This is a genomic window from Solibacillus sp. FSL K6-4121, from assembly GCF_038002585.1.
GTDB lineage: Bacteria > Bacillota > Bacilli > Bacillales_A > Planococcaceae > Solibacillus > Solibacillus faecavium.
On record NZ_JBBOCS010000002.1, the window covers coordinates 22,378 to 46,909 of the forward strand.

Sequence of the window (24,532 nt, forward strand, 5' to 3'; positions counted from 1 at the left end):
GTAAAAATATTAATTATAGAGTAATTACAAATTTGTTTTATAAATTTTGTCGTATTTTAGAGGATTTTTGTAATTTATCTCGAATAGTGTAGATGGTGATAATGTGGCTGGAAAAATACCTGAACATGTGATTGAACAAATTCGCTCGCAGTCGGATATAGTCGATGTTATAAGTGATTATATGCAATTGACGAAAAAAGGGCGCAACTATTTCGGCTTATGTCCGTTTCATGGAGAGCAAACACCTTCATTTTCTGTTTCTACCGATAAACAGATTTTTCATTGTTTTGGCTGTGGCGCTGGAGGAAATGCAATCACTTTTGTAATGGACATTGAACAATTGTCGTTTCCAGATGCACTCATTAAATTAAGTCAGCGTGCAGGGATTCCGCTTGAAATGGAATTATCGACTGAACAGACAATGTCGAATTCGACCGTCTCAAAAAAAGAACAACAAATGAGAGAAGCTCATAATTTTGCAGTAGAGTTTTATCATCATATTTTGATAAACACTGAAGACGGCGAACCTGCATTAAATTATTTACTTGAAAGAGGATTTACACAGGAACAAATCGAAACACATCAAATAGGATGGGCTTTACCGAATTGGGATACGCTTTCAATATTATTGGAGCGTAAAGGGTATGACTTATCGGAAATGGCTGAAAGCGGTCTTATTATCCAAAAAGAAAGCGACGGCAGCTATTTTGATCGTTTCCGTGGACGGATTATGTTTCCTATTCGAGATGAAAATGGAAAGCCAATAGCATTTTCAGGCAGGATTTTAAATACGGATGGCGAAGATGCTAAGTACCTGAATAGTCCTGAAACGCCTATCTTTCATAAAAGTCAAGTGCTTTATAATTTAGATAAGGCACGAGCATCAATTCGAAAAGTAAGACAAGTTATTTTAATGGAAGGCTTTATTGATGTATTGGCAGCTAATCGTGCAGGCATATTCAATGCAGTTGCAACGATGGGTACGTCGCTAACACCCCAGCATATTACAAAGCTCAAACGCTTAGTTCAGCAAGTTACAGTTTGCTATGATGGTGATAATGCTGGTTTTGAAGCGGCAAAGCGGGCTGCACAAATGCTCAATGAAGAAAAAATTAAAGTCGAAGTTGCTGTTATACCGGATAAACTTGACCCGGATGATTACATTCGTACACATGGTCAAGAAGCATTTAAAAACCAAATAATCGAAAAGCCACACGCGTATATTGCATTTATGATGATGCATGCTAAACGTGGCAAAAATTTTCAGTTTGAAAATGACACACTTCAGTACATTCAGGAAGTACTTGAGACGTTAAAAAATAATACTTCTCCTATTGAAAGAGATTTATACATTCGTCAACTTTCCAATGAGACTAATATTTCTCAAGAAGCGATTAGTACGCAATTACGAAAAATCGCTGCGGATAATGTGAAAGAAAAAAAACGCGAACAAAGTACAGTGAATGTATCGAGTACCCAAATGCAGCGGGATCGCAAAAAAGATGCAACAGATCGTGCAGAAAGTATACTTTTAGCCTATATGTTGCATGATGTAAATATTGTGAACAAAGTGCTTCGAGAAGGAAATAATGAACCGTTCATTCATGAGGAATATTTATCCGTATTTGTACGTTTAACCGGATTTTACGAAGAATATGAAATGGCTGATTTTCATCGGTTCGTTGAAGTTTTAAATGATAATGATTTACGCAAAATTGTGATGGATGCTGCGTTACTTGAACGTGACCCTGATAATGGAGAAGCGGAAATTAACGATTGTTTAAAACAAATCGAAAAACGTCGATTAGAACTAAAAATAGAAGAACTAAAGCATAAACAAAAAGAAGCAGAAAAGATGCACGAGCATAGACGAGCACTTGAAATTGCCCAGCAAATTATCGAATTAAGCAGAAGGATAAAAATGGGCGTTTAACTCGATTTGTTTTTAGAAGGAGGAAGGTTTATGGCGGACAAGTCAAAACATTCAAAAGATACGGTGGTAAACGGGGTTTCATTAGAGCAAGTAAAAAAGCAACTTTTAGCTAAAGCAAAACAAGTTGGCGAAATGTCAATGAAGGAAATTTCAGATACATTAGCCTTTTTTGAATTAGAAAATGAAGAAATTTTCAACTTTGCCGATGAGATCGAAAAAAATGATGTAACTGTTGAAGGTAAAGAAGAATTTGAAGAAGAAGCACTTTCTAAGCAAGAATCTAGTGAAGAAGCTTTTGATTTAAATGATTTAAGTGTTCCTCCGGGTGTTAAAATTAACGATCCAGTACGCATGTATTTAAAAGAAATTGGACGCGTGGATTTACTTTCTGCTGAGGAAGAAATTCGTTTAGCAGAACGTATTGAACAAGGTGATGAAGAAGCTCGTAAACGTTTAGCAGAAGCGAACCTACGTCTTGTAGTATCTATTGCAAAGCGCTACGTTGGTCGAGGCATGTTGTTTTTAGACCTTATCCAAGAAGGAAACATGGGACTTATTAAAGCGGTTGAAAAGTTTGATCACCGCAAAGGATTTAAGTTCTCAACATATGCAACATGGTGGATTCGTCAGGCAATTACACGTGCCATTGCAGACCAAGCACGTACGATTCGTATACCAGTGCACATGGTTGAAACGATTAACAAATTAATCCGTGTTCAACGTCAACTTCTGCAAGATTTAGGTCGTGAGCCATCTCCAGAGGAAATTGGAGAAGAAATGGACTTAACACCTGAAAAAGTACGTGAAATTTTGAAAATTGCTCAAGAACCGGTTTCTTTAGAAACGCCAATTGGGGAAGAAGATGATTCGCACTTAGGAGACTTCATTGAAGACTCAGAAGCACAATCACCTTCTGATCATGCAGCATATGAGCTTTTAAAAGAACAACTGGAAGATGTACTAGATACATTAACAGACCGTGAAGAGAATGTACTACGTCTACGTTTCGGTTTAGATGATGGTCGTACTCGTACATTGGAAGAAGTAGGTAAGGTATTTGGCGTTACACGTGAACGTATTCGTCAAATCGAGGCAAAAGCATTACGTAAACTTCGCCACCCATCTCGTTCAAAACGCTTGAAAGACTTCCTAGAATAGGGAATATGGAAAAGATGAAGAATTTTTTTCTTCATCTTTTTTTCTTATATATTTTAGTTAATAAGTATTGGTTTTTACGAACGGTGCCGTTACTTTATACTGATGTTCATTCTTGAAGTATTAATTACAATTATATATATAACTTACATATATGGGGCGAAGTCATGTCAAATCAGAAAAAGCAGATTATTATGAATGAAATTAGCTTTTGGAAACAAAATAAATTGTTGCCAGGGCAGTATTGCGATTTTTTAATGACACTTTATTCAGAAGGCAATCATAGCGATGATGAAATTACAGGTCAGGCCAAAAAAGCGATACATAATGTTGAAAAACGGAAAAAGTTTAATTTAGCTGTATTTTTTCCTATAAGTGCGTTTGTTATTTTATTATTGCTGTTCACCATTCAATTTGAATGGGTAGTCATTGCTGTGGCGGCTGTGTTTGCAGTTAGTTGCCTTATCGGAGCGCTCTATTTCGCTAAAAGAAATCATTTATTGGCAGTCATGTTGCAACTGGCCACAGCTTTAGCGACTTTAGGTGTTACCTTAAAAATAAGTACGACATATTTTGCCGGTAATAATGAAATGCTTTATATCTTTTTGATTATTAACTGTGTATTTTGGTTAGTAAGTGGCATAATGATGAAAATTATTTATTTTACGATTTCAGGCATTCTTGGTTTACTCGTAATAATCGGTGCTTGGATTTATTTCCTATAAACAACAATACATAATTATAATTTGAGGCTATGTAGAAAGTTATGAACTTTTTATATAGCTTTTTTATTATATAATTCTACAAATTTCTCTATAAAACGCGTATATTTTCTGTAAAAAACAAGATTTTTAGATTACAATGGGAATGTAGCACATTGAGGGTGAGAGGATGAATGTTATGAATTTTGATTTATCAACAGAGCAAAGCATGTTACAAAAAATGATCCGGGAATTTTCAGATGAAGTAGTGGCACCGGGAGCAATCGAACGAGATAAAAATAAAGCCTTTCCAGTAGAGGTTTTCAAGCAGCTTTCTGATATGGGAATTATGGGGTTACCGTTTCCGGAAGAATATGGCGGGGCAGGAGCAGACACGATTAGCTTTGCTATTGTCACAGAGGAATTAAGCCGTACATGTGCATCAACAGGTATTACGTATTCGGCTCATATTTCGTTAGGCGGTGCACCATTACATTTATTTGGTACAGAGAAGCAAAAAGAAAAATATTTGACACCGATTTGTACAGGAGAATCATTTGGCGCGTTCGGATTAACTGAACCTAACGCGGGATCGGATGCTGGGGGTACTGAAACGACAGCATCATTGGAAAATGGGGAGTTTGTTATTAACGGGTCAAAAGTTTTTATAACAAATGCTAGTTTCGCAAAACATTTGGCATTGACAGCGATTACTGGCCGTAATGGTGATCATAAAGAAATTAGTGCAATCATTGTGCCGACTGATGCACAAGGCTTCACAATTAAATCAGAGTACGAAAAAATGGGTTTAAATGCATCCAATACGACAGAACTTATTTTGGAGAATGTGCGTGTTCCTGAAGAAAATCTATTAGGTGTAAGAGGGAATGGCTTTAAGCAATTTTTAACGACACTTGATGGAGGACGTATCGGTATTGCGGCAATGGCAGTTGGGATTGCCCAAGGTGCTTTAGATAAAGCAATTAAGTATGCAAAAGAACGTAAGCAATTTGGTAAGACTTTATCACAATTCCAGGCAACACAGTTTAAATTGGCTGATATGGAGGTAAAAGTACAACTAGCTCGAACTTTTGTTTACAAAGCAGCCTGGTTAAAAGACCAAGGACGACCATTCGGCAAAGAGGCAGCTATTGCAAAATACTATGCTTCGGAAATGGCGATGGAAGTTTGCGATGAGGCGATTCAAATCCATGGCGGCTATGGCTATATGAAAGAATATGAAGTAGAGCGCTATTTACGTGATGCAAAGTTATTGGAAATCGGAGAAGGTACTTCGGAAGTACAGAAAATGGTAATTGCAAGACATATATTGTGATGAAAATGACAAATTGGATAAATTGTTACAAAGCTAGTAAAAGTTGTCCGATAGGTCTTTTAGTTTTCTAGTGAATCAAGTACAATTAGTATTGTTTACTAGGCATTTGCCTAGAAAGAAATAGAATATTTAATGAGGGAGGGGAACGCAATGAAAAACAATCCACTTATTCCTTACACGCTTATCATGGCATTCGGTATAGCACTAATTTTCTTCATGTCATTTGAGGGTGCAGCTGATAAAAACAGTGCGGATGGTGATCATGCAGGCGAAACTGCTGAACTAAGCGGTGAAGATATCGCTCAAAAGAACTGTATTTCTTGTCACGGTGGAGATTTAACTGGTGGCGGAGGTCCTAGTATTGTTGGCTTAGATGCAGAACATATTAAAGATGTAGCATTAAATGGTTCGGAAAGCGGCGCTATGCCACCAATTCTTAAAAATGAAGCTGAAGCGGAAGCGGTAGCAGAATATATTTCTGGTCTGTAAAGATCATAAAAGTGTAGAAATTAGAGAAATCTATTTTCTGCACTTTTTTGATATGCAAATATTTGTTGGAAAGAGACGTTTTTACAAAAGTTCTATATAATATAGTTAGTTTGTGATATAGAAATGAGGATATTTAATATGAACGCACAAAAACTTTCAAAACGACTAGAAAAGGTTGCTTCATTTGTACCTACAGGGGCAGTTGTAGCTGATATTGGCAGTGACCATGCATACCTACCATGTTATTTAGTGCATAAAGGGATTGCTTCTCGTGCAGTAGCGGGTGAAGTAGTTAAGGGACCTTATGAATCAGCAGTTAAACAAGTACGGACAGAAGGTTTAACCGATAAAATTACAGTTCGCATGGCCGATGGTTTAGCCGCAGTAGAAGAAGGGGATGAGATAACTGCAGTAACAATTGCAGGAATGGGTGGCCCTTTAATCGTTTCAATTCTAGAAAAGCATCCACAGGCATTAAAAACGGTTACCCGCCTAATTTTACAGCCAAATATCCATGCTAAAGCGATTCGGGAATGGGCGCTTGCGAATCGTTGGGCAATTCAGGACGAAGTAATTTTGGAAGAGGACGGCAAAGTTTATGAAGTGCTCGTTTTACAGCGCGGAGAAATGAAGTTAACGGAAGCAGAAATTTTACTTGGACCAAAGTTAATGAGTACAAAATCACCCGTTTTTGTACAGAAATGGTCGCGCGAAATCGCCAATTGGGAACGTGTTCAACAAGCGATTGCACAAGCGGAAAGCACGCCTGAAAATCAAGCAAAGCATGAAGAATTAACACACTTAATAAAACTGGTACAGGAGGCGATTGCGTGAAGTCAGTAAATGGCAACGAAATTATTCAACTGTTCGAATCATGGTCACCGAAAAAATATGCATGTATGCCTAATGACCCGATTGGATTGGCTATCGGAACATTAAATAAACCCGTCTCAAAAGTGCTTGTTACGTTAGACGTGACACATGAAGTGGTCGACGAAGCGATTGAAAATGGGTGTGAACTTATTATTGCCCATCACCCACCGATCTTCATGAAATTATCCAATTTACGAACAGATAATCCGCAAGGCGCATTATATGAAAAATGTCTAAAAAACGATATTGCCGTATATGCAGCCCATACAAATTTAGATGTCGCACCAGGTGGGGTAAATGACTTATTGGCAGATGCTCTGCAATTGGAAGAGCGACGGATTTTGGATATTTCCTACGAGGAAAAAATGATGAAGCTTGCTGTTTTTGTTCCTGTTGACGATGCTGATGAGTTGCGCGAAGTTTTAGCTAAAGCTGGAGCCGGACGATTAGGGAATTATGAAGCATGCAGCTACACACTCGCTGGTAAAGGACGTTTCCGCGCAGTAGAAGGAGCAGATCCTGCTGTAGGTGAAATAGGGGAACTGCATATAGAGCAGGAAGAGAAAGTTGAAGTTGTATTCCCGCAGTCGATGAAAAACAAAATATTAAAGGCTATGTTAAATAGTCATCCATATGAAGAACCTGCGTATGATTTATTTACGATGGATGTTGCGACAAACGAAGAAGGTTTGGGACGTATCGGAAAATTAAAAGAACCGATGACATTACGTGAATTCGCGGAATTTGTGAAGGTTCAATTAGATGTCCCCTGCCTGCGTGCAGTTGGTCCACTTGATCAGCCTGTGCAAAAGGTTGCTGTCGTTGGTGGTGACGGCAATAAGTATATTCGTACAGCAAAATTTGCAGGAGCCGATGTATTTGTAACAGGAGATATTGGCTTCCATATGGCTCAAAGTGCGGAATTGGATGGTTTAAGCATTATTGATCCTGGTCATCACGTAGAAAAAGTGATGATTAAAGGAGTCGCAGATAAAATGACGACTTTATGTACTGATAAAAAGTTACCTGTCGAGTTTCTTCAATCCAAGATGCATACAGAGCCGTTTAAATTTATTTAGAATGTGATCCGGGAGAAAAATAAGCGGAGGAATTCCCTTTATTTTTATAATTTCGCTCATTTTAAGTGAAATAAACGGAGGAATTCCGGTTATTCACATGAAATTCTGTAAATTACATGCTTTTTTAATCAATAGGCGGAATATCTCCGCTTATTTTGGTTATTTTTTCGTTAAATTAATAAATAAGCGGAATTTGTCCGTCTATTTTGCGCGCTATAGCAATAAAGCAGATCAAACTTTACTTATCCGTAAAATTTGATCTGCTTTTAATTTTGAATTAATTTTTGTCCGGCTGCTGCATTAAATAATGATACGAAACTACTAATCCTATTAAATAGATAACAACTAATAGATAGAGCGGAAGCAGGTGAATGAATGTTGTATAGCCGATTGCAAAATGTGTACCGATACCTGCTAGAAAGGCGGGAAGGGCACCGAAAGCATACGTAAACCATAACCAGCGTTCACCAGCGCGGAATCCCCAAAGCGATAGACATAATACAAGGATGCCCACACTGATCAGTGCACTGCCAAAGCCAGCGCGGTCATGTGCAATTACTGGTATTAACATGTCGCTAATCGATTGCAGCATATCAACCGGCATACATAAAAAGCTAATATCAGTCGAGACAAATACTTTAGTAATCCCAATGAAAGAAATAACGATTCCGCCAGTCAACAATAAAAAGCCGAGCATAACGAAAAGCAGTTGACCATAAACACCGCGCATCCAGATCCGGTCATTTGTGTCATGCCAAGAACGCGGGCTGCGGTTTGCCGTTTTGCTTTCCTGCCAGCTCAGTATATAGAGCGGCAGCAATAATAGCCAAAAAAGGCCGTGTAGCCAATCAAAATACCCATAGCCTATAAATAGTAAAATGCCTAAAAATCCAGTAATCGCGGCACTATGAAAAGCTACTTTAGCCCAGTGCAGCTGACGCCTTATCCCGAAATAGGCAAGCGACATATACAGAATTCCTGCGGATATCATTGTGCCTGCGAGTGACATTCGATCATGTGCCATAAAGGCCAATATCTGTGGATTGATGAGATTTAATTGTTGGTGCGTTAAACCGATGAAAGATTCATCATAATTTAAAATGACGGTCGTAAGTGCAAAATATAGTGCGATGAAACCTCCAATTAAAATACCAAGTCCAAATAAAAATGACCAGTGCCAGTTCTGTGATGGGCTACGGGTCTCTTTTTCATAGAGTAGCCGTTCATGAATCCGTTTTGGTAAGCCGGGCCCTGCTTTTATATAACCTTCTGAAAGCATGATTAAATCTGCTCCAGACTCCTTTATACTAAGTGCCTGTGAAGGTGACTCTACCGCTCCGCTAGTTATGATAGGGGAATCAGGAAAGGAACTTTTTAAATCCTTTACAGCCTGGTGAATTAAAGAGAAAGCGTCACTATGTTCACTATAACGGTCCTCGGTAGCTGTAATAGGAGCATCGATAATAAATCCACTAACTGCTCTCGGGACTTGCTCGATTGTCTTAGCAGAATCCCCTGAAATTATTTGATAGAGAGTTGCCTCTATGTCCGAATCAAGCTGTTCTATCTGACTCGCATATAGAAAGAACCCATCTACATACGGAGAAAGCTGTGTTATACATGTATACAAATCCTGCCTATTTAAGCTTTCGTCTAAGCGTGCAAACAGAGGAATATGAATATTTTTAGTAATTACTAGTTTCAATGCATTTTTTAATAATACTTTTTCCTCTGTATGGGAAAAGGAGATTTGCTGTTCCTGCCACTTTGGTGGTAATTGCCGTGCAGGCTTTTTAACTAAAATAGGACCAATCTCTATAAAACTTAAACCGAGTTCCTGAAAAGCAGTTACCCCAGTAAGTTGAGGGTCCAATTTACAGCTAAGACCAATAGGTGAATTAAACTGAGTACCGTTTACCTGTTGCTGCAAAAGCGGGCTAGTTCGGTTGTGACCTAAAAATTCGATGAGGCGCTTTCCGCCGGGAATAGAAGCGATTGTCCGCATAGAATGATGGATGAATTGTCTACTGTTTTTCGCTTCTATCTTAGATAAAGCGATCTTTTTTAAAGGATGATAGGACCAATCTGGCATTTGAAGTCACCCCATTTTCGTTTTATTTCCAGTTTACCATACGAGAAAAGTAAATTTGAAAACGGATTTTATGCAATAGTATATAAGAAAAATCGATTACATCGCCGTTAAGCAATATAATCGATTTTTGTGTTCTCCATTGATTAATGAGGCATAATTTTTTCTACTGGCTTTGGTGTTTTGATTTTCGGTAAAATTTTATCTAACGTTACCGAGCGAACAATTTCGTGTGTCGCTGGGTCGTTCTTATCGAATTTTTCCAAAAATGCAATGACTTCTTTTACGATTGGTGTCGGTGTTGAAGCTCCTGCTGTAACCGCAACTGTTTCAACATTTTCCAACCACTCGATTTGAAGCTCTGAAATATCTGAAATACGGTATGACGGAGTACCTGCTATTTCCACTGATACTTGAGTTAAACGGTTAGAGTTGTTTGATTTTGGATCTCCAACAACGATTAATAAATCAGAAGCTCCGGCTTGGTCAGCTACTGCTTCTTGACGTACTTGTGTCGCTAAACAAATTTCTTTGTGTACTTCTACATGTGGAAATTTTTCTTTTAAACTATCCATTAGGAAAGCTACATCCCATTGACTCATTGTCGTTTGGTTTGTAACGAGAATTTTTTCATTTTTAAATGATAGACTATCAATATCTTTCATCGATTGGACTAAGTGAACACGGTCCGGAGCTACACCAATAGCGCCTTCTGGTTCTGGGTGTCCTTTTTTGCCGATGTAAATAATGTCATAACCTTCTGCTGTTTTTTCACGAATTAAATCATGTGTAACCGTAACGTCCGGGCATGTGGCATCAATCGATACCAATCCTTTACGCTTGGCAATTTCACGTATTTCCGGTGATACACCATGTGCCGTGAAAATTACAGTTCCTTCTTCCACTTGCTCTATAATATCTTTTCTGTTATCGCCATCAAGCGTAATAATACCATCCTGTTCAAAAGCATCTGTTACATGTTTATTGTGGACAATCATACCTAAAATATAGATTGGTCTTGGTAATGAAGTGTCAAGTGCAGCATTGCGAGCGATTACCATAGCATCAACTACGCCATAGCAGTAACCACGCGGATTAATTTTAATAACTTTCATTTAACGTAACTCCTTTCAAAGCCCTGTAAGTTCATTATATAGGACGTATATACTTTATTCAAAGTTCGCTTACTGAATTTCGGTTATTTCACAACAAATTATGAAGTCTAAATGTAAAGAAAAGCGGCTAAGCCTGAACTTGCTGGAGATACAGATACTATATGAATTTGCTATAATGAAAGAAATGAATGGTATGTAAAGCGGGGGAGTGACATGGTGTTTTCTTTTTTTAAACGTAGCAAAACGAAAGAGTTAAAAAATCAGGTAGAGTTTTGCATGACAAATTTATCGCTCGGTGCAGCAGATGTATATGATGTATTGATCGAAAGAGATGATGTTGAAATTACTGAATCGGGCTGTACATCCAACTGTGAAATTTGTGAAGCCAATCTTTTTGCCATAGTTAATGGCGACATTATTAAAGCGGAAGATGCTGAGCAATTGCTAGCTTTAGTTGAAAAAGAATTGGAAGAAAACTCAGTCCTATATTAAGTTCAACTTGTTTTAAAAAATTTCAACAGGGAAGAAATATTACGTAAATGAAATATTAAATTTAGTTGTATTCACTAATAAATTTTTTCATTTAAAAATGTTCATTAGAGGAGTGTTTCTTTCATGACAAATGTTGAAAATAAACAAGTTGGCGGTACACCCGCTCAAACACAACCATCCCAACCTGGTATCGAAAGTGAAATGAATCCCTTACCAACGCAGCCTTATGACTATACAGGTAGTGATAAGCTGAAAGGGAAAGTAGCAATTATTACAGGTGGAGACTCAGGTATTGGACGAGCTGTAGCAGTTGCCTATGCAAAAGAAGGTGCAAACCTTGTCATAAACTATTTGGAAAAAGAACAATCAGATGCAGAAGAAACAAAAAGCATTGTTGAAAAAGAAGGTATTAAAGCGATTTTGGTAGAAGGGGACATTGCAGACTATGAAACAAGTAAAAAGCTTGTTCAGTCAGCGATTGATGAATTCGGTCAAATTAATATTGTTGTCAATAATGCAGCCGTTCAATATCCGGTAGATTCATTTTTGGATATTACAGTAGAGCAATGGGACAAAACGTTCCGTACAAATATTGATAGTATGTTTTATTTAAGTAAGGAAGCCCTCCCACATTTAGGGCAAGGTGATTCCATTATATGTACGACATCCGTCAATGCATATAGAGGACATTCTATTTTAATCGATTATACAGCGACTAAAGGAGCGATCGTAGGCTTTGTAAGAAGTTTGGCACAAAATGTAGCAGACAAAGGAATTCGAGTGAATATGGTTGCCCCAGGTCCTATTTGGACGCCATTAATCCCATCAACTTTTGATGCAAGCCAAGTTGAGGAGTTTGGTACAGATACACCATTGAAACGACCTGGTCAACCGAGTGAGCTGGCGGGATCGTATGTTTTATTGGCATCTCAGGATGGCTCATATATTACAGGACAGTGTATTCACGTAAACGGTGGAAGTATAATGAGCTCTTAAAAAAGAATAGATGATGAAATAACAAACTACCCCATATGCGAATTAGAGGTGACTCGTTAACTTAATTGACGAATCACCCTTAATTGGTCAAATATGGGGTAGTTTTTTTGTTGTCGTTAGTCAAAGGGTGGCTGAAATATCATTGGTCGGGAAGGTTTTGTTGTTATAGGTTGCACCGGCTCAGGATTTTGTCTTGACCCTCTACCTCTACCTCTGCCGGACCGTTCTCTCTGCGACCTTTCTCCAGGTGTTGTATCTCCTCTAGGACGTTCTGTTGGCATAGCAACAGTGGATGATTCAAGTGGATCCGGAGAATCTTTGAAACCTCTGTACATACGCCATAAAGCCGGTAAATTTTTAAACATTGGAGCAGCTTGCTGAATATAAGGGGTGAACTTTTGTGCATTATTAAATAAAGAGTTTGCTCCTGCTAAAAAACCTTCTAGCCTAGGTGCACCTGCTGCAGCACCAGCAACACCAGCAGCACCAGCCGCGGCAGCAGCACCGGCAGCATCCATAGGTATTTGTGGCGGCATTTGCATTGGCATTTGGTTCATCATTTGGTTCCGCATCATATACGGTGCATACATTGGGAAACGTGGGGCAACAGGTGCAGCAGGCATTTGATTCATCATACCTTGAGGTGGAAAATAATAGGGTGGGCGCATAATGAACTCCTTTCTTAAAGTCCTCATAAAATTGTTTATTAATTATGCCTCGGCGTTATTGCGGCCAGATTTTTTAAGATACTAAAAACCCTCTTAAAAAAATCTGTGACATGCGCCGGGGATCATTCTTCATTCAGTGGTTGGCTTAGACACCTGCAGAGCCTAACAAAAACAAGCATTCATTAGCCCATTGAAGGTGTGAGTAATTTATGCTGAATGAAGAAAATTCATCTCAACTGTTTGACGTTGAAACTATTTATAAGTTATGATATGCAGATGGTCACTTAAATGTACGAAACATGGTACAATAGGAAAGATGTAAGGAGGTACGAAAAATGTCAAAATATACTGATTATCAATTCAAGCCATTTTTGCAGGACGCCATTGCAAAGCTTGGATTTACAGAACCGACACCAATTCAAAAAGAAATAATTCCACTCGTACTAAAAGGAAAGAGTGCGATTGGACAAGCTCATACAGGTACAGGGAAAACGCATAGTTTTTTATTGCCAATTGTTGAGCGTATTGTAGAAGAAAAACAAGAAGTACAGGCCGTAATTACTTCACCAACACGTGAATTAGCCCAACAAATTTTTGATGCATTAAATCAACTTGTTGAAGGAACGGAAATTTCAACGAAGTTATTTATCGGAGGTACGGATAAACAACGTACTATTGACCGCCTAAAAACTCAACCACAAATTGTTGTTGGGACACCAGGGCGCATTAAAGATTTAGTGAAAGAAAATGCATTGCTTGTACACACAGCACCAATACTTGTAGTGGATGAAGCAGATTTAGCATTTGATATGGGATTCATTGAAGACATTGACGGATTTGCTTCCGCAATGCCTGAAAAGCTTGAAATGTTTGTGTTCTCCGCAACCATTCCAGAAAAATTAAAACCATTCCTAAAAAAATATATGGATGCACCTATCCATATTCATATGAATGACAAACGCCCTGTAGCTGAAGGAATTAACTTCCTATTAGTACCTGTGCGTTCTAAGTCACGTAATACCCGCCTGCTTGAAGTTATGAAAGCAATCAATCCATTTTTAGCTGTTATTTTCTGTAACACACGTAAAAATGCAGAGGCTGTAGCAAACTTCTTAGCTGAAGAAGGTATTCGTGCCGGTCAAATTCACGGAGATTTAAGTCCACGTGATCGTAAAAAAATGATGAAACAAGTGCGTGATTTAGAATTCCAATACATCGTTGCAACAGACTTGGCTGCACGTGGTATCGATATTCAAGGTATTTCACACGTTATTAACTACGAAATCCCGGAAGATTTAGAATTCTTCATTCACCGAGTGGGCCGTACAGCCCGTGCAGGTACAAAAGGGACAGCCATAACATTGTTCCAGCCTGAAGATGAGGATGCAGTAGTACGCATCGAAAAAATGGGTATTCCATTTGAGCAAAAAGATGTGAAAAATGGTGAGTGGGTTGACTTAAAAGACCGTCACCAACGTGCAAACCGTAAGACTGAGCGTAAGCAAGATGAAATCGATGTAAAAGCAAAAGCCCTCGTACGTAAGCCGAAGAAAGTAAAACCAGGCTATAAACGTAATATGAAGTGGGAAATGGAAAAAGTGAAGAAGCGCGAACGCCGTATTAAAGCGCGTCGTAATAATAGAGAACAATAAATAATTTTCGCAAGGGGCTGCTTAGAATGTATTTCTTTGCGGTCTCTTTTGTTTTTAATGGACAGTAAATTTGGAGGGAAGAGTAATGTTATTAGGTTCACATGTTTCGATGAGTGGTAAGAAAATGCTATTAGGCGCTAGTGAAGAAGCATTAAGCTATGGTGCCAATACATTTATGATTTATACGGGTGCACCTCAAAATACGCGCCGCAAGCCAATTGAAGAGCTTAACATTATGAAGGGCTTACTTCATATGCAGGAAAATGATATTTCGAATATTGTTGTGCATGCACCATACATTATTAACTTAGGCAATACGACGAAGCCTGAAACTTTTGAGCTAGGCGTAAATTTCCTGCAAGAAGAAATTAAACGAACAGCTGCATTAGAAGCGACACAAATTGTATTACATCCAGGTGCCCATGTTGGTGCAGGTGTCGATGAAGGTATCGCACGAATTGTAGAAGGCTTGAACGAAGTACTGACACAAGACTACCCTGTGCAAATCGCATTGGAAACGATGGCTGGCAAAGGCTCTGAAATCGGTCGTACATTTGAAGAATTAGCCCGCATTATAGACGGTGTAACGAATAATGAGCGTTTATCAATTTGTATGGATACATGTCATATTCACGACGCAGGTTATGATGTAGTGAATGATTTTGACGGTGTTTTAAATGAATTTGATAAAGTAATCGGGTTAGATCGTTTAAAAGTGATCCATATTAATGATTCAAAAAATGTGCGCGGTGCAGCAAAAGACCGTCATGAAAATATTGGATTTGGTGAAATTGGCTTTGATGCAATGAAATATATTGTTCATCATCCACAACTAATGCATTTACCTAAAATATTGGAAACACCATTTGTCGGTATTGATGCAAAAAATAAAAAAGCACCTTATTTACATGAAATTGCAATGCTGCGTGATGGGGAATTCCGCCCAACATTAATTGATGAATTGCGTAATTAATAAGAATTAATGAACATACTTTGCATAAATTTGATGCAAAGTATGTTTTTTTACATTTTTTTATTACATTATTTGCTATAATGAATTAACTGTAAATTTCAAAAAATTAAATGGAGGTATATTATGAAAAAAGTTATACAACTCGTCATTTTATTTGCATTATTCTTTTCATTACCTATACAAAGTTTTGCCTCGGTCAGTAGCGCCGTTACTTCGAACTTAGGGAAAAGCAATGCAGCGGTGACAATACGGGATATCGATAGTGGGAAAATTGTTTATTCTCAAAATGGGGATAAGCTTATGCGCCCAGCATCGAATATGAAACTGATTTCCGGTGGTGCAGCACTATCAATATTAGGGGAAGATTACCGTTTTACTACAGATTTATTTATTGACGGGAAGGTTGTCAACAATACGTTGAACGGCAATGTTTACATAAAAGGCAGTGGTGATCCGACATTAAATAAAGAGAGTTTTCAGGAGTTTGCTAAAATATTGAAGCGTAATGGCATACGGACTATAAACGGTCATGTAATAGGTGATGATACAGCCTTTTCCGGCAGTACATTACCGCCAGGAGTCGACAAAACGGATGAGACGTATTACTTCGGTGCCAGAACTTCAGCTATTACGATGTCTCAAAATGCTGACTTTGATGCGAGTACAATTATTATTACAGCAAAACCTGGAAAAGTAGGTGCTAAACCAAGCTATTCAGTAGAACCGAATTTAAGTGGTATGGTGATTTCCAATCAGGCGAGAACTGTTAAAAAAGGCAATAAAAATACACTTACGATTAAACGGTCTTACAATACGAATCGCATTATTATTTCCGGAAACATTCCACAGGGCAGCAGTAAAAAAGAATGGGTAACACTGCAGGATCCATCAAAAAATACGATGCAGGCAATTAAACTGACATGGCAAAGTGCAGGGATTAAGTTTTCAAAAGACTCAAAAGTTCAATTAGGTAAAGTGCCACAAAAGGCAAAGCTGCTTTACACGAATGAATCACGTACTTTAGCATCGATTTTCCCTGCATTTATGAAGCTGAGCAATAACAGTATTGCAGATATCCTCGTAAAAGCGATGGGCAAGGAGCAGCTAGGGGAAGGAAGCACGAAAAAGGGCGTAACGCTATTAAAGAGCTATGCAGAATCATTGGATATTCCTGTAGATAATTGGCGTATCGTAGATGGTTCAGGTTTGTCCAATTCAAATCTTGTGACGACAAATAGTTTGTCCCAATTATTATTTAAAGTTCAAAAAGAACCTTATTTCAATACGTTTTATCGATCATTGCCAATCGCAGGTAACGATGAACGATTTGTCGGAGGGACATTGCGCAAGCGTTTGACGAGCGCTAATTTACAAAATCGGATTTATGCGAAGACTGGATATATCCCAAATGTGTACACATTATCAGGCTATATTAAAGGGCAAAGTGGAAAAGAATATATCTTCTCAATTTTATTGCATAACACTGCGAACGGAAATGCCTATATCGATCGTACAATGACAGCGCTTGTTAAAAACTTGTAGAGGGGTAGAAGAGATGGAGAAATTACTATTAACAGGATTTGAACCATTTTTATCAAATCCAATCAACCCTACAATGGATATTGTACAGGCACTGAATGGAAAAACAATCGGTCAGTTTGAGATTGTCGGCCATGTACTTTCTGTGGACTTCGCAAAAGCTCCTGAGCAGTTTTTGGCGCTAATAGAAGAAGTTAAGCCTACAATGATTGTTTCATTAGGTTTAGCGGCAGGAGTAACGAAAATTTCACCGGAACGTGTTGCACTGAATGTAAAAGATGGGGAAAAGGACAATGCGGGAAATGCATTTGAAGATGCACCGATTCGGAAAGAAGGGGATGTTGCATATTTTTCGTCACTGCCGATTCGCGAAATTGTCAATCGTTTAAATAAAGCAGGTTACCCAACAGCGATTTCTAATTCAGCAGGGACATATCTATGCAATAATATTATGTATGAGGGCTTGTATCACGCTGCAAAGAATAAATCGATTCTTGCGACAGGATTTATTCATATCCCTGCCTCCTTTGAACTGGCCATCGAGCATGGCCGAATTCCAGGCTGGTCGATGCGTGATTTGACAGCTGCCATTGAACTTGCATTAGAAGTATGTGCAGAAAACGTAGATTTGGCAGAAAAAGCATTGTAAATGAAGCGAAAATCAACTATCAAGAAAAGCAACAGATGTTTGTTGCTTTTTTTCATGCAATAAAAATTATTTTGAAACTTTTTCTTGTTTTTTCCGTCTGTACGTTGCTAGTTATAAAAAAGAGGAGAGATTAGATGAAAAAGACATTTCTTACATCGCTATTTACTTTGCTTATCATGATGGTTGTGACAATTCCAGTTCAAGCAGCAGAACAAAAGTCTTTTGGTGATGTAACCTATAAAATTGTTACACTTGAAAATGGCAAACAAGAGGTACATATTACGGGATTAACGGATCATAAAAACCGCATTGTAGTTCCGGAAAAAATTGAAGGGCTACCCGTTGTCGAACTAATCGATCGTGCATTATATACGGATCGCTCGGATTATGCTTCTGATGGGACATATTCCGAGTGGGATATCCCTGGCTATAAGGATCTCTTCATTACTGAAATTGAATTACCTAAAACACTTAAGCGAATTGGTGATGAAGCACTTGCCAGTCACTTAATTGAAAAGATTTCCCTGCCGGAAGGACTGGAAGAGATTGGTCATATGGCGTTCGCCAATAATAATCTGACGAGTATTGCTATTCCAAAGTCGGTGAAAAAGATAGGCGGGAATATTGTGAGCGGCAATAGGATCAAAACCTATTCATTGCCGCCGTCATTTAAAAAACCTGAAAGTAAAAAAGTCGGAAATTTTCTTTATGTAAAGTTTACGCATAATGGAAAACCGGAAATACGTGTTACAGGGCATACATTTAAAAAAGCGCAAACAAAGATTATTGTTCCAAATCAAATTGATGGTCTACCTGTGACAGAAATTGACGACTATGCATTTGCCTATAGTAGTAGCTTGCTAGGTCATGAGTTTGACTTTTCAAGACCATTTATTAAAGAAGTCGTACTTCCGAATACGGTTCGTGTCATTGGAGACCATGCCTTATCAGGTGTATATTATGACAATAACAATCGTGATTTTACATTACCACGTGATTTAGAGGTAATTGGAGATTATGCATTTAAGGGTAACTACATCACGAATAAGGGAAATAGTTTAAAACTGCCGGCAAAACTGAAAAGTATTGGGAAAGGGGCTTTTCATCAGAATAGATTAGAGGCTGTTACCATACCATCTACGGTTACATCAATAGGAAAGTATGCGTTTGAATACAATATTCTAAAGAACGTAACAATTGGCGACAATGTAAAAAATCTTGAGGCAGGTGTATTCAGAGGCAATCAGATTTCAAACCTGAAATTACCGAAACAGTTGAATTCAATTGGAGCTGAGGCTTTTGCTCATAATGAGCTTCGAAAATTAATTTTGCCTTCTACTGTCAAATCAATCGGGGATTTTGCTTTTATGTATAATCGGCTAGAAGAAGCAACACTGCCAACTTCTCTCCATACAATTGGTGATGGTACATTTGCGAACAATAAGCTAACTGTCTTAAAGGTACCGGGTGAAGTGAAGAACCTGCCCTTCAACGTAGTGATTGATAATCCGCTACAGGCTATCGTACTACAAGGATCTGCTACGAAAATTTTGTCGTATACGGCGACAAGTAGAAATTACCGAACTGATTACTATAAAGTGATGGAAAAAGTAGATCAATTATATACGGATAAGAATTTTACAGAAATTTGGTCGAATTGGGATACGGTCATTACTAAACCTACGACGTTATATGTGACTTGGAAGGGACAAGAGCGGGTTGTTTATGAAGGTGAAGCTGAGGCACCGGTTAATGACGAAAAAGAAAAAGACGATCCAAAAATCGAACAACCAGCAACGGATCAGCCTGCTCAATCAAGTCGTTCATTTTCAGATACAGAAAATTACTGGGCGAAGGATACAATTGCCGATTTTGTAGCAAAAGGAATTATTTCCGGATATCCCGACGGTACATTCCGCCCAAATGACCCGATGCAACGTAAGCATGTGGCAAGTATTTTAGAGAAGGTGTATGAATTAAAATCAAAATCAGCACCAGTGGATTTTAAAGATGTAACTGCGAATCATCCAAACTATGCGGCCATTTCCAAGCTGCAACAGGCGGGGGTTATTCACGGTGCAGATGGTTTATTTCGACCAAATGATACACTGACACGCGGTCAAATGGCAAAAATTTTGGTGCTTGCATCAAACTTTACGCCAGGTGGGCAAAAAACATTCCCTGACGTTCCACGTACCTACTGGGCGTATGACTATATTGCTGCACTTGCAGATCTTAATATTGTGGGGGGAAGTAACGGCCAATTTAATCCGAACGGCGCTGTTACACGCGGTCAATTTGTTGGGATGCTAGATAAGGCTTTGAAAGTAATGGAAAAATAAACAATTAGATATAAAAAGAAATCAGTCGTATTACGGCTGATTTTTGCTTTAAAAAATAAAATAATCAACGCCGCCTTGCAATAGCAAAAGCGGCAATAGAAAATTGATTATAAATTCCTCTAAATTACAAACCGACTAATTTCATTAATTTTTTATAACGTTTATCCCCAAGCACTTTGTGGATTTTCTTTTGAACTTCTTTTGGAATCCCGGTAATTGCCCAGCTAATATTTGCATGCTTCAAGACTTTCTGCAGCTTCTGTACTTCTTCAATCGTCAAATCAAGCCCTTGCTGTTTTGCAAAATTCTGCAGCTGGCGGTCATTCATTCTCTTAAGATTTTCAAACCATTGTAACATTTGGATAGTCATCATCCTTTCAAGTTTATTTCCTTTACATGAACCAAAAAGTCTATTATACTAACATGATGTAAATCGTAATGATTTTGAATTAGAAAGAAGCGAATGATATGAAAAAAATACTAATTGAATTGAAGGATGTTTCATTTCAATATGAATACACACAAGCATTGAAAAATATTTCTTTACGTGTTCATGAGGGCGACTTTTTGGCGTTAATGGGGCAAAATGGCTCTGGAAAATCGACACTTTTAAAATTAATTTTAGGTTTATTGAAGCCAATGTCTGGAGAAATTAAATTATTTGGCGAACAAGCGAACCATTTTAAACACCGCGAATGGATTGGCTATGTGTCGCAAAAGTCCAATGCCTTTAATTCCGGTTTCCCTGCAACCGTTGAAGAAGTTGTTAAAAGCGGTTTGGTTCAAAAAGTTGGATTATTTAAACGCTATCCAAAAGATGCAGACATTTTAGTAAAAGGTGCTTTAAAGGATGTCGGTATGGAAAAATATTTGAAGCGTAATATTGGGCAGCTTTCCGGTGGCCAACAGCAGCGCGTCTTTATCGCACGTGCTTTAGTGTCAGACCCTAAGCTCCTTATTTTAGATGAACCTACAGTAGGAATTGACCGCGAAAATGTGCAGGCATTCTATGATATGCTTGCACACTTGAATAAGCATCACAATATGACGATGATTTTAGTTACGCATGATGTTGATACAGTTTCGGATCGTGTCAGTCATGTAGCATGCCTAAATCAATCGATCCATTTCCACGGATATAAAAATGATTTTGATACAATTTCGGAAGAACAGATCGCTAGCTGGAATGGTCACTCTGTTCGAAAGATTCATTAAGGAGTAGACCGCCATTATGATAGAAGCAATATTAAACTATGAATTTTTACAAAATGCCTTTTTCTCGGGATTGATTATTGGCGTGATTGCACCACTTCTTGGTGTATTCATCGTTGTTCGTCGATTGTCATTAATAGCAGATGCATTATCGCATGTAACACTTGCCGGTATTGCCGGAAGTCTTTACTTAAGTCAGTCATTTGCAGGGCTAGCATTGCTAAACCCTATTTATCTAGGTATTGTGGCATCTGTAAGTGGCTCGATATTGATTGAGCGTTTACGTCGACTGTATAAACATTATGAAGAACTTGCAATTCCGATTATTATGTCAGGTGGTATCGGAATTAGCGCGATTTTAATTTCATTGGCAAGTGGCTTTAATACAGATCTGATGAGTTATTTATTCGGCTCAGTTTCCGCTGTATCGCGCCAGGATTTGTATGTAGTGATGGCGATTGCAGTCGTTGTCGTATTATTTTTAGTGCTGTTTTTTAAAGAGCTCTTTGTTTTATCGTTTGACGAAGAATATGCTAAAGCGAGTGGCTTACCTGCAAAGTGGATTCATCTGTTGTTTATGGTTGTCGTCGCATTAGTCATTGCCGCAAGTATGCGTATCGTAGGAATTCTACTTGTCTCAAGCCTAATGACATTACCGGTAGCTGCTGCAATGCGGTTGGCCCGTGGATTTAAAGAAGCCATTATTTTGGCCATTGTATTTGGAGAACTGGCAGTAATTATTGGATTGATTTCTGCATTTTACTTAAACTTAGCACCTGGTGGAACAATTGTTGTCACATCGATCATTATTTTATTGTTAGTTATATTTATTAAAAAAGTTGTGCTAAAAGTATCGATTAAATCGAAAGGGGAAGAAGTACTGTGAATGCAACGCGCGCGTGGGAAATATTAAAGGAAAACGGCTATAAAAAGACCGATAAACGAGAATTGATTTTGGATATGTTTGCAGCTACGGATAAATATTTGACTGCCCGTGATTTGCTGTCAGTATTGAAAAAGGATTTCCCTGGGATGAGCTTCGATACAATCTATCGCAACTTAGCAACTTTTGTTGAGCTTGATATTTTGGAAGAAACGGAATTAAACGGTGAGCGCAACTTCCGCATGCATTGTGAGTCAGACCACCATCATCATCATTTTATTTGCCGTGATTGCGGTAAAGTAAAAGAGCTGTCCGTCTGTCCAATGGAAATGCTTGGTGAAAAGTTGCCGGGGTATGCTGTAGAAGCGCATAAATTTGAGATTTACGGCAAATGTCCTGAATGTTTATAAAATTTAGTTTGCATAAAATTTTTTATATGCTAAAGTGATAAAGACAAATTGAATAGATTTGCAGGAAAAAGATGCATGATGCATAAATGGGAATTCGGTGTAAATCCGAAGCTATATCCGTAACTGTAAGCGTTGATGAAAATAAGTGTAATACCACTGCTAATATAGCGGGAAGGTACTTGTGAGTAAAGTGAAACGCAGAGCCAGGAGACCAATCTTTTTCTTATCGTAACATCCCTCTTCGGAATTAAAGAGAATGTACGGCAATCATTGATCGAATGAGCGTTTTGCACCCTTTTATTGATTTTTGAAGCCATCCATTTTCTTATGGGTGGCTTTTTTTCGTTCACTCAATAATTGCGAGGAGGTACTACTTGAAGTGAGGAGAACTTTATGAAAAAGGATATTCGTTATTCCTGCTATCCGTTTATGCGGGAAAAATCAAGCTGTGTGGACTACGAGATTCGGACCGATTCTTTAACAACGCGAATCGGCGTAGTATTTCCAACATTAGTTGATGATGTATTAGGTCAGATTGTGCTTGAAGATTTAAAGAAGATTCAACCATTAGCCTACCATGCCAATGGTTCGGTCCGCGGTAAATTAGCCATTACATCAGAAGATTTAAAATGGTTAAGCGATCGATACGATTTTTATGTAAGTGAAGTTGGGGAAACGATTCAGCAGTTTGTCCTGCCACAAGGAATCGAAAGTGCCGCAAGACTTCATATTTGCCGCAGCGAGGCGAAAAAGTCTTACAGAGCATTACATAAAGTAAGCGAAGAAAGAGAAGTGGATGAAATTCTGTTTGATTTTCTCGGGCTGCTTGCCAATGTATTTTTTGTCATGGCAGTCTATATGAATCAACAGCATCAGCAAGAGGAAATTCCATTTATCTCAAAATCCTATCCGACAAAAAAGAAAAAAGGGGTTACAACAAATGAAACTGAATAACAAATGGGTCGTTGCTTTAGCAGCAACGTTATTACTAGCAGCATGTGGATCTGATGAGGGAAAAACAGATAAGGACGTTAAAAATGAGGAGCAAGCTACAACCAAAAATGATGGCGCTCCTTATACAGTTGTCGATGACCGTGGTGTTGAGGTAACATTTGATGAAGTCCCGGAAACGATTATTTCACTACAGCCAAGCAATACAGAAATTTTGTTTGAACTGGGTGTTGGTGAGCAAATAATCGGTGCAACAGACTTTGATACATATCCGGAAGCAGCACAAAAAATTGAACGAGTTTCGACTTCTACGGTCATCAATGCAGAGCGAATTCTGGAGTTAGATCCGGATGTAGTTGTGGCATATACAATTGGGGAGGAAGCACAAATTGCTCAACTGGAAGATGCGGGTCTGAAAGTATTTGTTATTGCTTCTGCCACGACATTCGATGATGTTTACTCAGATATTATTCAGTTGTCAGAAGTAATGGGTATCGAAGAGAAAGGTGAAGAAGTTGTAGCCGATATTAAAGCACAAATTAAGACAGTACAAGAAAAAACAGCAACAATCGATACGAAGAAAAAAGTGTATTATGAAGTGTCCCCAGCTCCGGATCTTTGGACAACCGGCAACAGTACTTTCCAGCAAGAAATAATGGATTATGCGAATATCGAAAATATCTATGCTGATCAGACGAGTTGGATTAGTGTGACAGAAGAGGATGTTATTACTCGCAATCCTGAAATTATTATTTCACCTGCGACTTATATGGAAAATGCGGTTGAAGAAATTTTAGGACGTACAGGCTGGAATAAAATACAAGCAGTCAAGGAGCAGGCAGTTTACTTAGTGGACGGAGATATCATGTCACGTCCTGGACCGCGTATTGGTGAAGCCGTTGAAATTATGGCACAATCAGTATACCCAGAGCTGTTTAAATAGTTATAGAATAGAAGAACATGCCTTAGTTGGCATGTTTTTTTGAACTGGAAAG

The 24,532-nt window shown here is 38.4% G+C and carries 23 protein-coding genes and 1 riboswitch; of the genes, 19 read left to right on the top strand and 4 right to left on the bottom strand.

What is annotated here, in order from left to right:
* Positions 1-103: 103 nt before the first annotated feature.
* The 7 genes from dnaG to MHH95_RS09555 all read left to right on the top strand — a co-directional run bounded on the left by dnaG (position 104) and on the right by MHH95_RS09555 (position 7,566).
* Positions 104-1,933 (top strand): DNA primase, encoded by a 1,830-nt coding sequence (dnaG, locus tag MHH95_RS09525; protein ID WP_340727342.1) that lies wholly within the window; start codon positions 104-106, stop codon positions 1,931-1,933.
* Between the two features lie 30 nt (positions 1,934-1,963).
* On the top strand, positions 1,964-3,091 hold the full coding sequence (rpoD, locus tag MHH95_RS09530) for an RNA polymerase sigma factor RpoD (RefSeq protein WP_191698283.1): 1,128 nt from the start codon (positions 1,964-1,966) through the stop codon (positions 3,089-3,091).
* A 164-nt stretch (positions 3,092-3,255) separates the two neighbouring features.
* Positions 3,256-3,813, top strand: a complete 558-nt coding sequence (locus tag MHH95_RS09535; RefSeq protein ID WP_340727343.1) for a hypothetical protein — start codon at positions 3,256-3,258, stop codon at positions 3,811-3,813.
* A 175-nt stretch (positions 3,814-3,988) separates the two neighbouring features.
* Entirely contained in the window at positions 3,989-5,125 is a 1,137-nt protein-coding gene (locus tag MHH95_RS09540; RefSeq protein WP_340727344.1) for an acyl-CoA dehydrogenase family protein, read from the top strand.
* Positions 5,126-5,275: 150 nt separating this feature from the next.
* Positions 5,276-5,614, top strand: coding sequence for a c-type cytochrome (locus MHH95_RS09545; protein WP_340727345.1), 339 nt, complete (start codon positions 5,276-5,278; stop codon positions 5,612-5,614).
* A 138-nt stretch (positions 5,615-5,752) separates the two neighbouring features.
* Positions 5,753-6,448 carry a tRNA (adenine(22)-N(1))-methyltransferase gene (locus tag MHH95_RS09550; RefSeq protein WP_191698279.1) on the top strand — a complete coding sequence of 232 codons (696 nt, stop codon included), beginning with the start codon at positions 5,753-5,755 and terminating at the stop codon, positions 6,446-6,448.
* Complete coding sequence (locus tag MHH95_RS09555) at positions 6,445-7,566, top strand: Nif3-like dinuclear metal center hexameric protein (RefSeq protein WP_340727346.1); 1,122 nt, start codon at positions 6,445-6,447, stop codon at positions 7,564-7,566. The genes MHH95_RS09550 and MHH95_RS09555 overlap by 4 nt, the downstream gene beginning before the upstream one ends.
* 277 nt (positions 7,567-7,843) lie before the next feature.
* Here the strand turns inward: MHH95_RS09555 and MHH95_RS09560 are convergent, their stop codons facing one another.
* Both MHH95_RS09560 and MHH95_RS09565 read right to left on the bottom strand, forming a co-directional pair.
* Positions 7,844-9,658 (bottom strand): dihydroorotate dehydrogenase, encoded by a 1,815-nt coding sequence (locus tag MHH95_RS09560; RefSeq protein WP_340727347.1) that lies wholly within the window; start codon positions 9,656-9,658, stop codon positions 7,844-7,846.
* 143 nt (positions 9,659-9,801) lie between these two features.
* Positions 9,802-10,770 (bottom strand): 4-hydroxy-3-methylbut-2-enyl diphosphate reductase, encoded by a 969-nt coding sequence (locus MHH95_RS09565; protein WP_340727348.1) that lies wholly within the window; start codon positions 10,768-10,770, stop codon positions 9,802-9,804.
* A 213-nt stretch (positions 10,771-10,983) separates the two neighbouring features.
* Here MHH95_RS09565 and MHH95_RS09570 point away from each other — a divergent pair, with 213 nt between their 5' ends.
* Positions 10,984-11,262 carry a DUF1450 domain-containing protein gene (locus MHH95_RS09570; protein WP_191698275.1) on the top strand — a complete coding sequence of 93 codons (279 nt, stop codon included), beginning with the start codon at positions 10,984-10,986 and terminating at the stop codon, positions 11,260-11,262.
* 123 nt (positions 11,263-11,385) lie between these two features.
* Positions 11,386-12,258: an SDR family oxidoreductase gene (locus MHH95_RS09575; protein WP_340727349.1), complete on the top strand. Its 873-nt coding sequence runs from the start codon at positions 11,386-11,388 to the stop codon at positions 12,256-12,258.
* 116 nt (positions 12,259-12,374) lie between these two features.
* Here the strand turns inward: MHH95_RS09575 and vrrA are convergent, their stop codons facing one another.
* Positions 12,375-12,953, bottom strand: coding sequence for a VrrA/YqfQ family protein (vrrA, locus tag MHH95_RS09580; RefSeq protein WP_340727350.1), 579 nt, complete (start codon positions 12,951-12,953; stop codon positions 12,375-12,377).
* Between the two features lie 308 nt (positions 12,954-13,261).
* Between vrrA and MHH95_RS09585 the strand changes: the two genes are divergently transcribed.
* From MHH95_RS09585 to MHH95_RS09605, 5 genes are all read left to right on the top strand, one after another.
* Positions 13,262-14,578 (top strand): DEAD/DEAH box helicase, encoded by a 1,317-nt coding sequence (locus MHH95_RS09585; protein ID WP_191698272.1) that lies wholly within the window; start codon positions 13,262-13,264, stop codon positions 14,576-14,578.
* Between the two features lie 85 nt (positions 14,579-14,663).
* Complete coding sequence (locus tag MHH95_RS09590; RefSeq protein WP_340727351.1) at positions 14,664-15,551, top strand: deoxyribonuclease IV; 888 nt, start codon at positions 14,664-14,666, stop codon at positions 15,549-15,551.
* A gap of 123 nt (positions 15,552-15,674) precedes the next feature.
* The gene (dacB, locus tag MHH95_RS09595; RefSeq protein ID WP_191698270.1) at positions 15,675-17,093 is read left to right on the top strand and encodes a D-alanyl-D-alanine carboxypeptidase/D-alanyl-D-alanine endopeptidase; all 1,419 of its coding nucleotides are present in this window, start codon (positions 15,675-15,677) and stop codon (positions 17,091-17,093) included.
* Between the two features lie 13 nt (positions 17,094-17,106).
* Positions 17,107-17,739, top strand: coding sequence for a pyroglutamyl-peptidase I (locus MHH95_RS09600; RefSeq protein ID WP_340727352.1), 633 nt, complete (start codon positions 17,107-17,109; stop codon positions 17,737-17,739).
* Between the two features lie 134 nt (positions 17,740-17,873).
* Positions 17,874-20,081 carry a leucine-rich repeat protein gene (locus MHH95_RS09605; RefSeq protein WP_340727353.1) on the top strand — a complete coding sequence of 736 codons (2,208 nt, stop codon included), beginning with the start codon at positions 17,874-17,876 and terminating at the stop codon, positions 20,079-20,081.
* A 124-nt stretch (positions 20,082-20,205) separates the two neighbouring features.
* Here the strand turns inward: MHH95_RS09605 and MHH95_RS09610 are convergent, their stop codons facing one another.
* On the bottom strand, positions 20,206-20,439 hold the full coding sequence (locus tag MHH95_RS09610; protein ID WP_340727354.1) for an isopropylmalate synthase: 234 nt from the start codon (positions 20,437-20,439) through the stop codon (positions 20,206-20,208).
* A gap of 110 nt (positions 20,440-20,549) precedes the next feature.
* Between MHH95_RS09610 and MHH95_RS09615 the strand changes: the two genes are divergently transcribed.
* The 5 genes from MHH95_RS09615 (at position 20,550) to MHH95_RS09635 (ending at position 24,480) form a co-directional block, all read left to right on the top strand.
* Positions 20,550-21,296, top strand: coding sequence for a metal ABC transporter ATP-binding protein (locus MHH95_RS09615; protein WP_191702511.1), 747 nt, complete (start codon positions 20,550-20,552; stop codon positions 21,294-21,296).
* A 16-nt stretch (positions 21,297-21,312) separates the two neighbouring features.
* On the top strand, positions 21,313-22,179 hold the full coding sequence (locus MHH95_RS09620) for a metal ABC transporter permease (protein ID WP_340727355.1): 867 nt from the start codon (positions 21,313-21,315) through the stop codon (positions 22,177-22,179).
* Positions 22,176-22,586 (top strand): Fur family transcriptional regulator, encoded by a 411-nt coding sequence (locus MHH95_RS09625; RefSeq protein ID WP_191702513.1) that lies wholly within the window; start codon positions 22,176-22,178, stop codon positions 22,584-22,586. Before MHH95_RS09620 ends, MHH95_RS09625 begins: the two co-directional genes overlap by 4 nt.
* Positions 22,587-22,638: 52 nt before the next feature.
* Positions 22,639-22,820: riboswitch (cobalamin riboswitch) on the top strand.
* Between the two features lie 159 nt (positions 22,821-22,979).
* Positions 22,980-23,540 carry a hypothetical protein gene (locus MHH95_RS09630; protein ID WP_340727356.1) on the top strand — a complete coding sequence of 187 codons (561 nt, stop codon included), beginning with the start codon at positions 22,980-22,982 and terminating at the stop codon, positions 23,538-23,540.
* Positions 23,527-24,480 carry an ABC transporter substrate-binding protein gene (locus MHH95_RS09635; RefSeq protein ID WP_340727357.1) on the top strand — a complete coding sequence of 318 codons (954 nt, stop codon included), beginning with the start codon at positions 23,527-23,529 and terminating at the stop codon, positions 24,478-24,480. Before MHH95_RS09630 ends, MHH95_RS09635 begins: the two co-directional genes overlap by 14 nt.
* Positions 24,481-24,532: the final 52 nt, after the last annotated feature.

Bases quoted from the DNA above. Each gene is read 5' to 3' on its own strand.
- MHH95_RS09620 (WP_340727355.1), top strand. From the start codon at position 21,313: ATGATAGAAGCAATATTAAACTATGAATTTTTACAAAATGCCTTTTTC.
- MHH95_RS09610 (WP_340727354.1), bottom strand. From the start codon at position 20,439: ATGTTACAATGGTTTGAAAATCTTAAGAGAATGAATGACCGCCAGCTG.
- MHH95_RS09630 (WP_340727356.1), top strand. From the start codon at position 22,980: ATGAAAAAGGATATTCGTTATTCCTGCTATCCGTTTATGCGGGAAAAA.
- MHH95_RS09615 (WP_191702511.1), top strand. From the start codon at position 20,550: ATGAAAAAAATACTAATTGAATTGAAGGATGTTTCATTTCAATATGAA.
- MHH95_RS09590 (WP_340727351.1), top strand. From the start codon at position 14,664: ATGTTATTAGGTTCACATGTTTCGATGAGTGGTAAGAAAATGCTATTA.
- MHH95_RS09545 (WP_340727345.1), top strand. From the start codon at position 5,276: ATGAAAAACAATCCACTTATTCCTTACACGCTTATCATGGCATTCGGT.
- MHH95_RS09575 (WP_340727349.1), top strand. From the start codon at position 11,386: ATGACAAATGTTGAAAATAAACAAGTTGGCGGTACACCCGCTCAAACA.
- MHH95_RS09550 (WP_191698279.1), top strand. From the start codon at position 5,753: ATGAACGCACAAAAACTTTCAAAACGACTAGAAAAGGTTGCTTCATTT.
- MHH95_RS09605 (WP_340727353.1), top strand. From the start codon at position 17,874: ATGAAAAAGACATTTCTTACATCGCTATTTACTTTGCTTATCATGATG.
- MHH95_RS09540 (WP_340727344.1), top strand. From the start codon at position 3,989: ATGAATTTTGATTTATCAACAGAGCAAAGCATGTTACAAAAAATGATC.
- MHH95_RS09570 (WP_191698275.1), top strand. From the start codon at position 10,984: ATGGTGTTTTCTTTTTTTAAACGTAGCAAAACGAAAGAGTTAAAAAAT.
- MHH95_RS09560 (WP_340727347.1), bottom strand. From the start codon at position 9,658: ATGCCAGATTGGTCCTATCATCCTTTAAAAAAGATCGCTTTATCTAAG.
- rpoD (WP_191698283.1), top strand. From the start codon at position 1,964: ATGGCGGACAAGTCAAAACATTCAAAAGATACGGTGGTAAACGGGGTT.
- MHH95_RS09535 (WP_340727343.1), top strand. From the start codon at position 3,256: ATGTCAAATCAGAAAAAGCAGATTATTATGAATGAAATTAGCTTTTGG.
- MHH95_RS09565 (WP_340727348.1), bottom strand. From the start codon at position 10,770: ATGAAAGTTATTAAAATTAATCCGCGTGGTTACTGCTATGGCGTAGTT.
- MHH95_RS09600 (WP_340727352.1), top strand. From the start codon at position 17,107: ATGGAGAAATTACTATTAACAGGATTTGAACCATTTTTATCAAATCCA.
- dacB (WP_191698270.1), top strand. From the start codon at position 15,675: ATGAAAAAAGTTATACAACTCGTCATTTTATTTGCATTATTCTTTTCA.
- MHH95_RS09585 (WP_191698272.1), top strand. From the start codon at position 13,262: ATGTCAAAATATACTGATTATCAATTCAAGCCATTTTTGCAGGACGCC.
- MHH95_RS09635 (WP_340727357.1), top strand. From the start codon at position 23,527: ATGAAACTGAATAACAAATGGGTCGTTGCTTTAGCAGCAACGTTATTA.
- vrrA (WP_340727350.1), bottom strand. From the start codon at position 12,953: ATGAGGACTTTAAGAAAGGAGTTCATTATGCGCCCACCCTATTATTTT.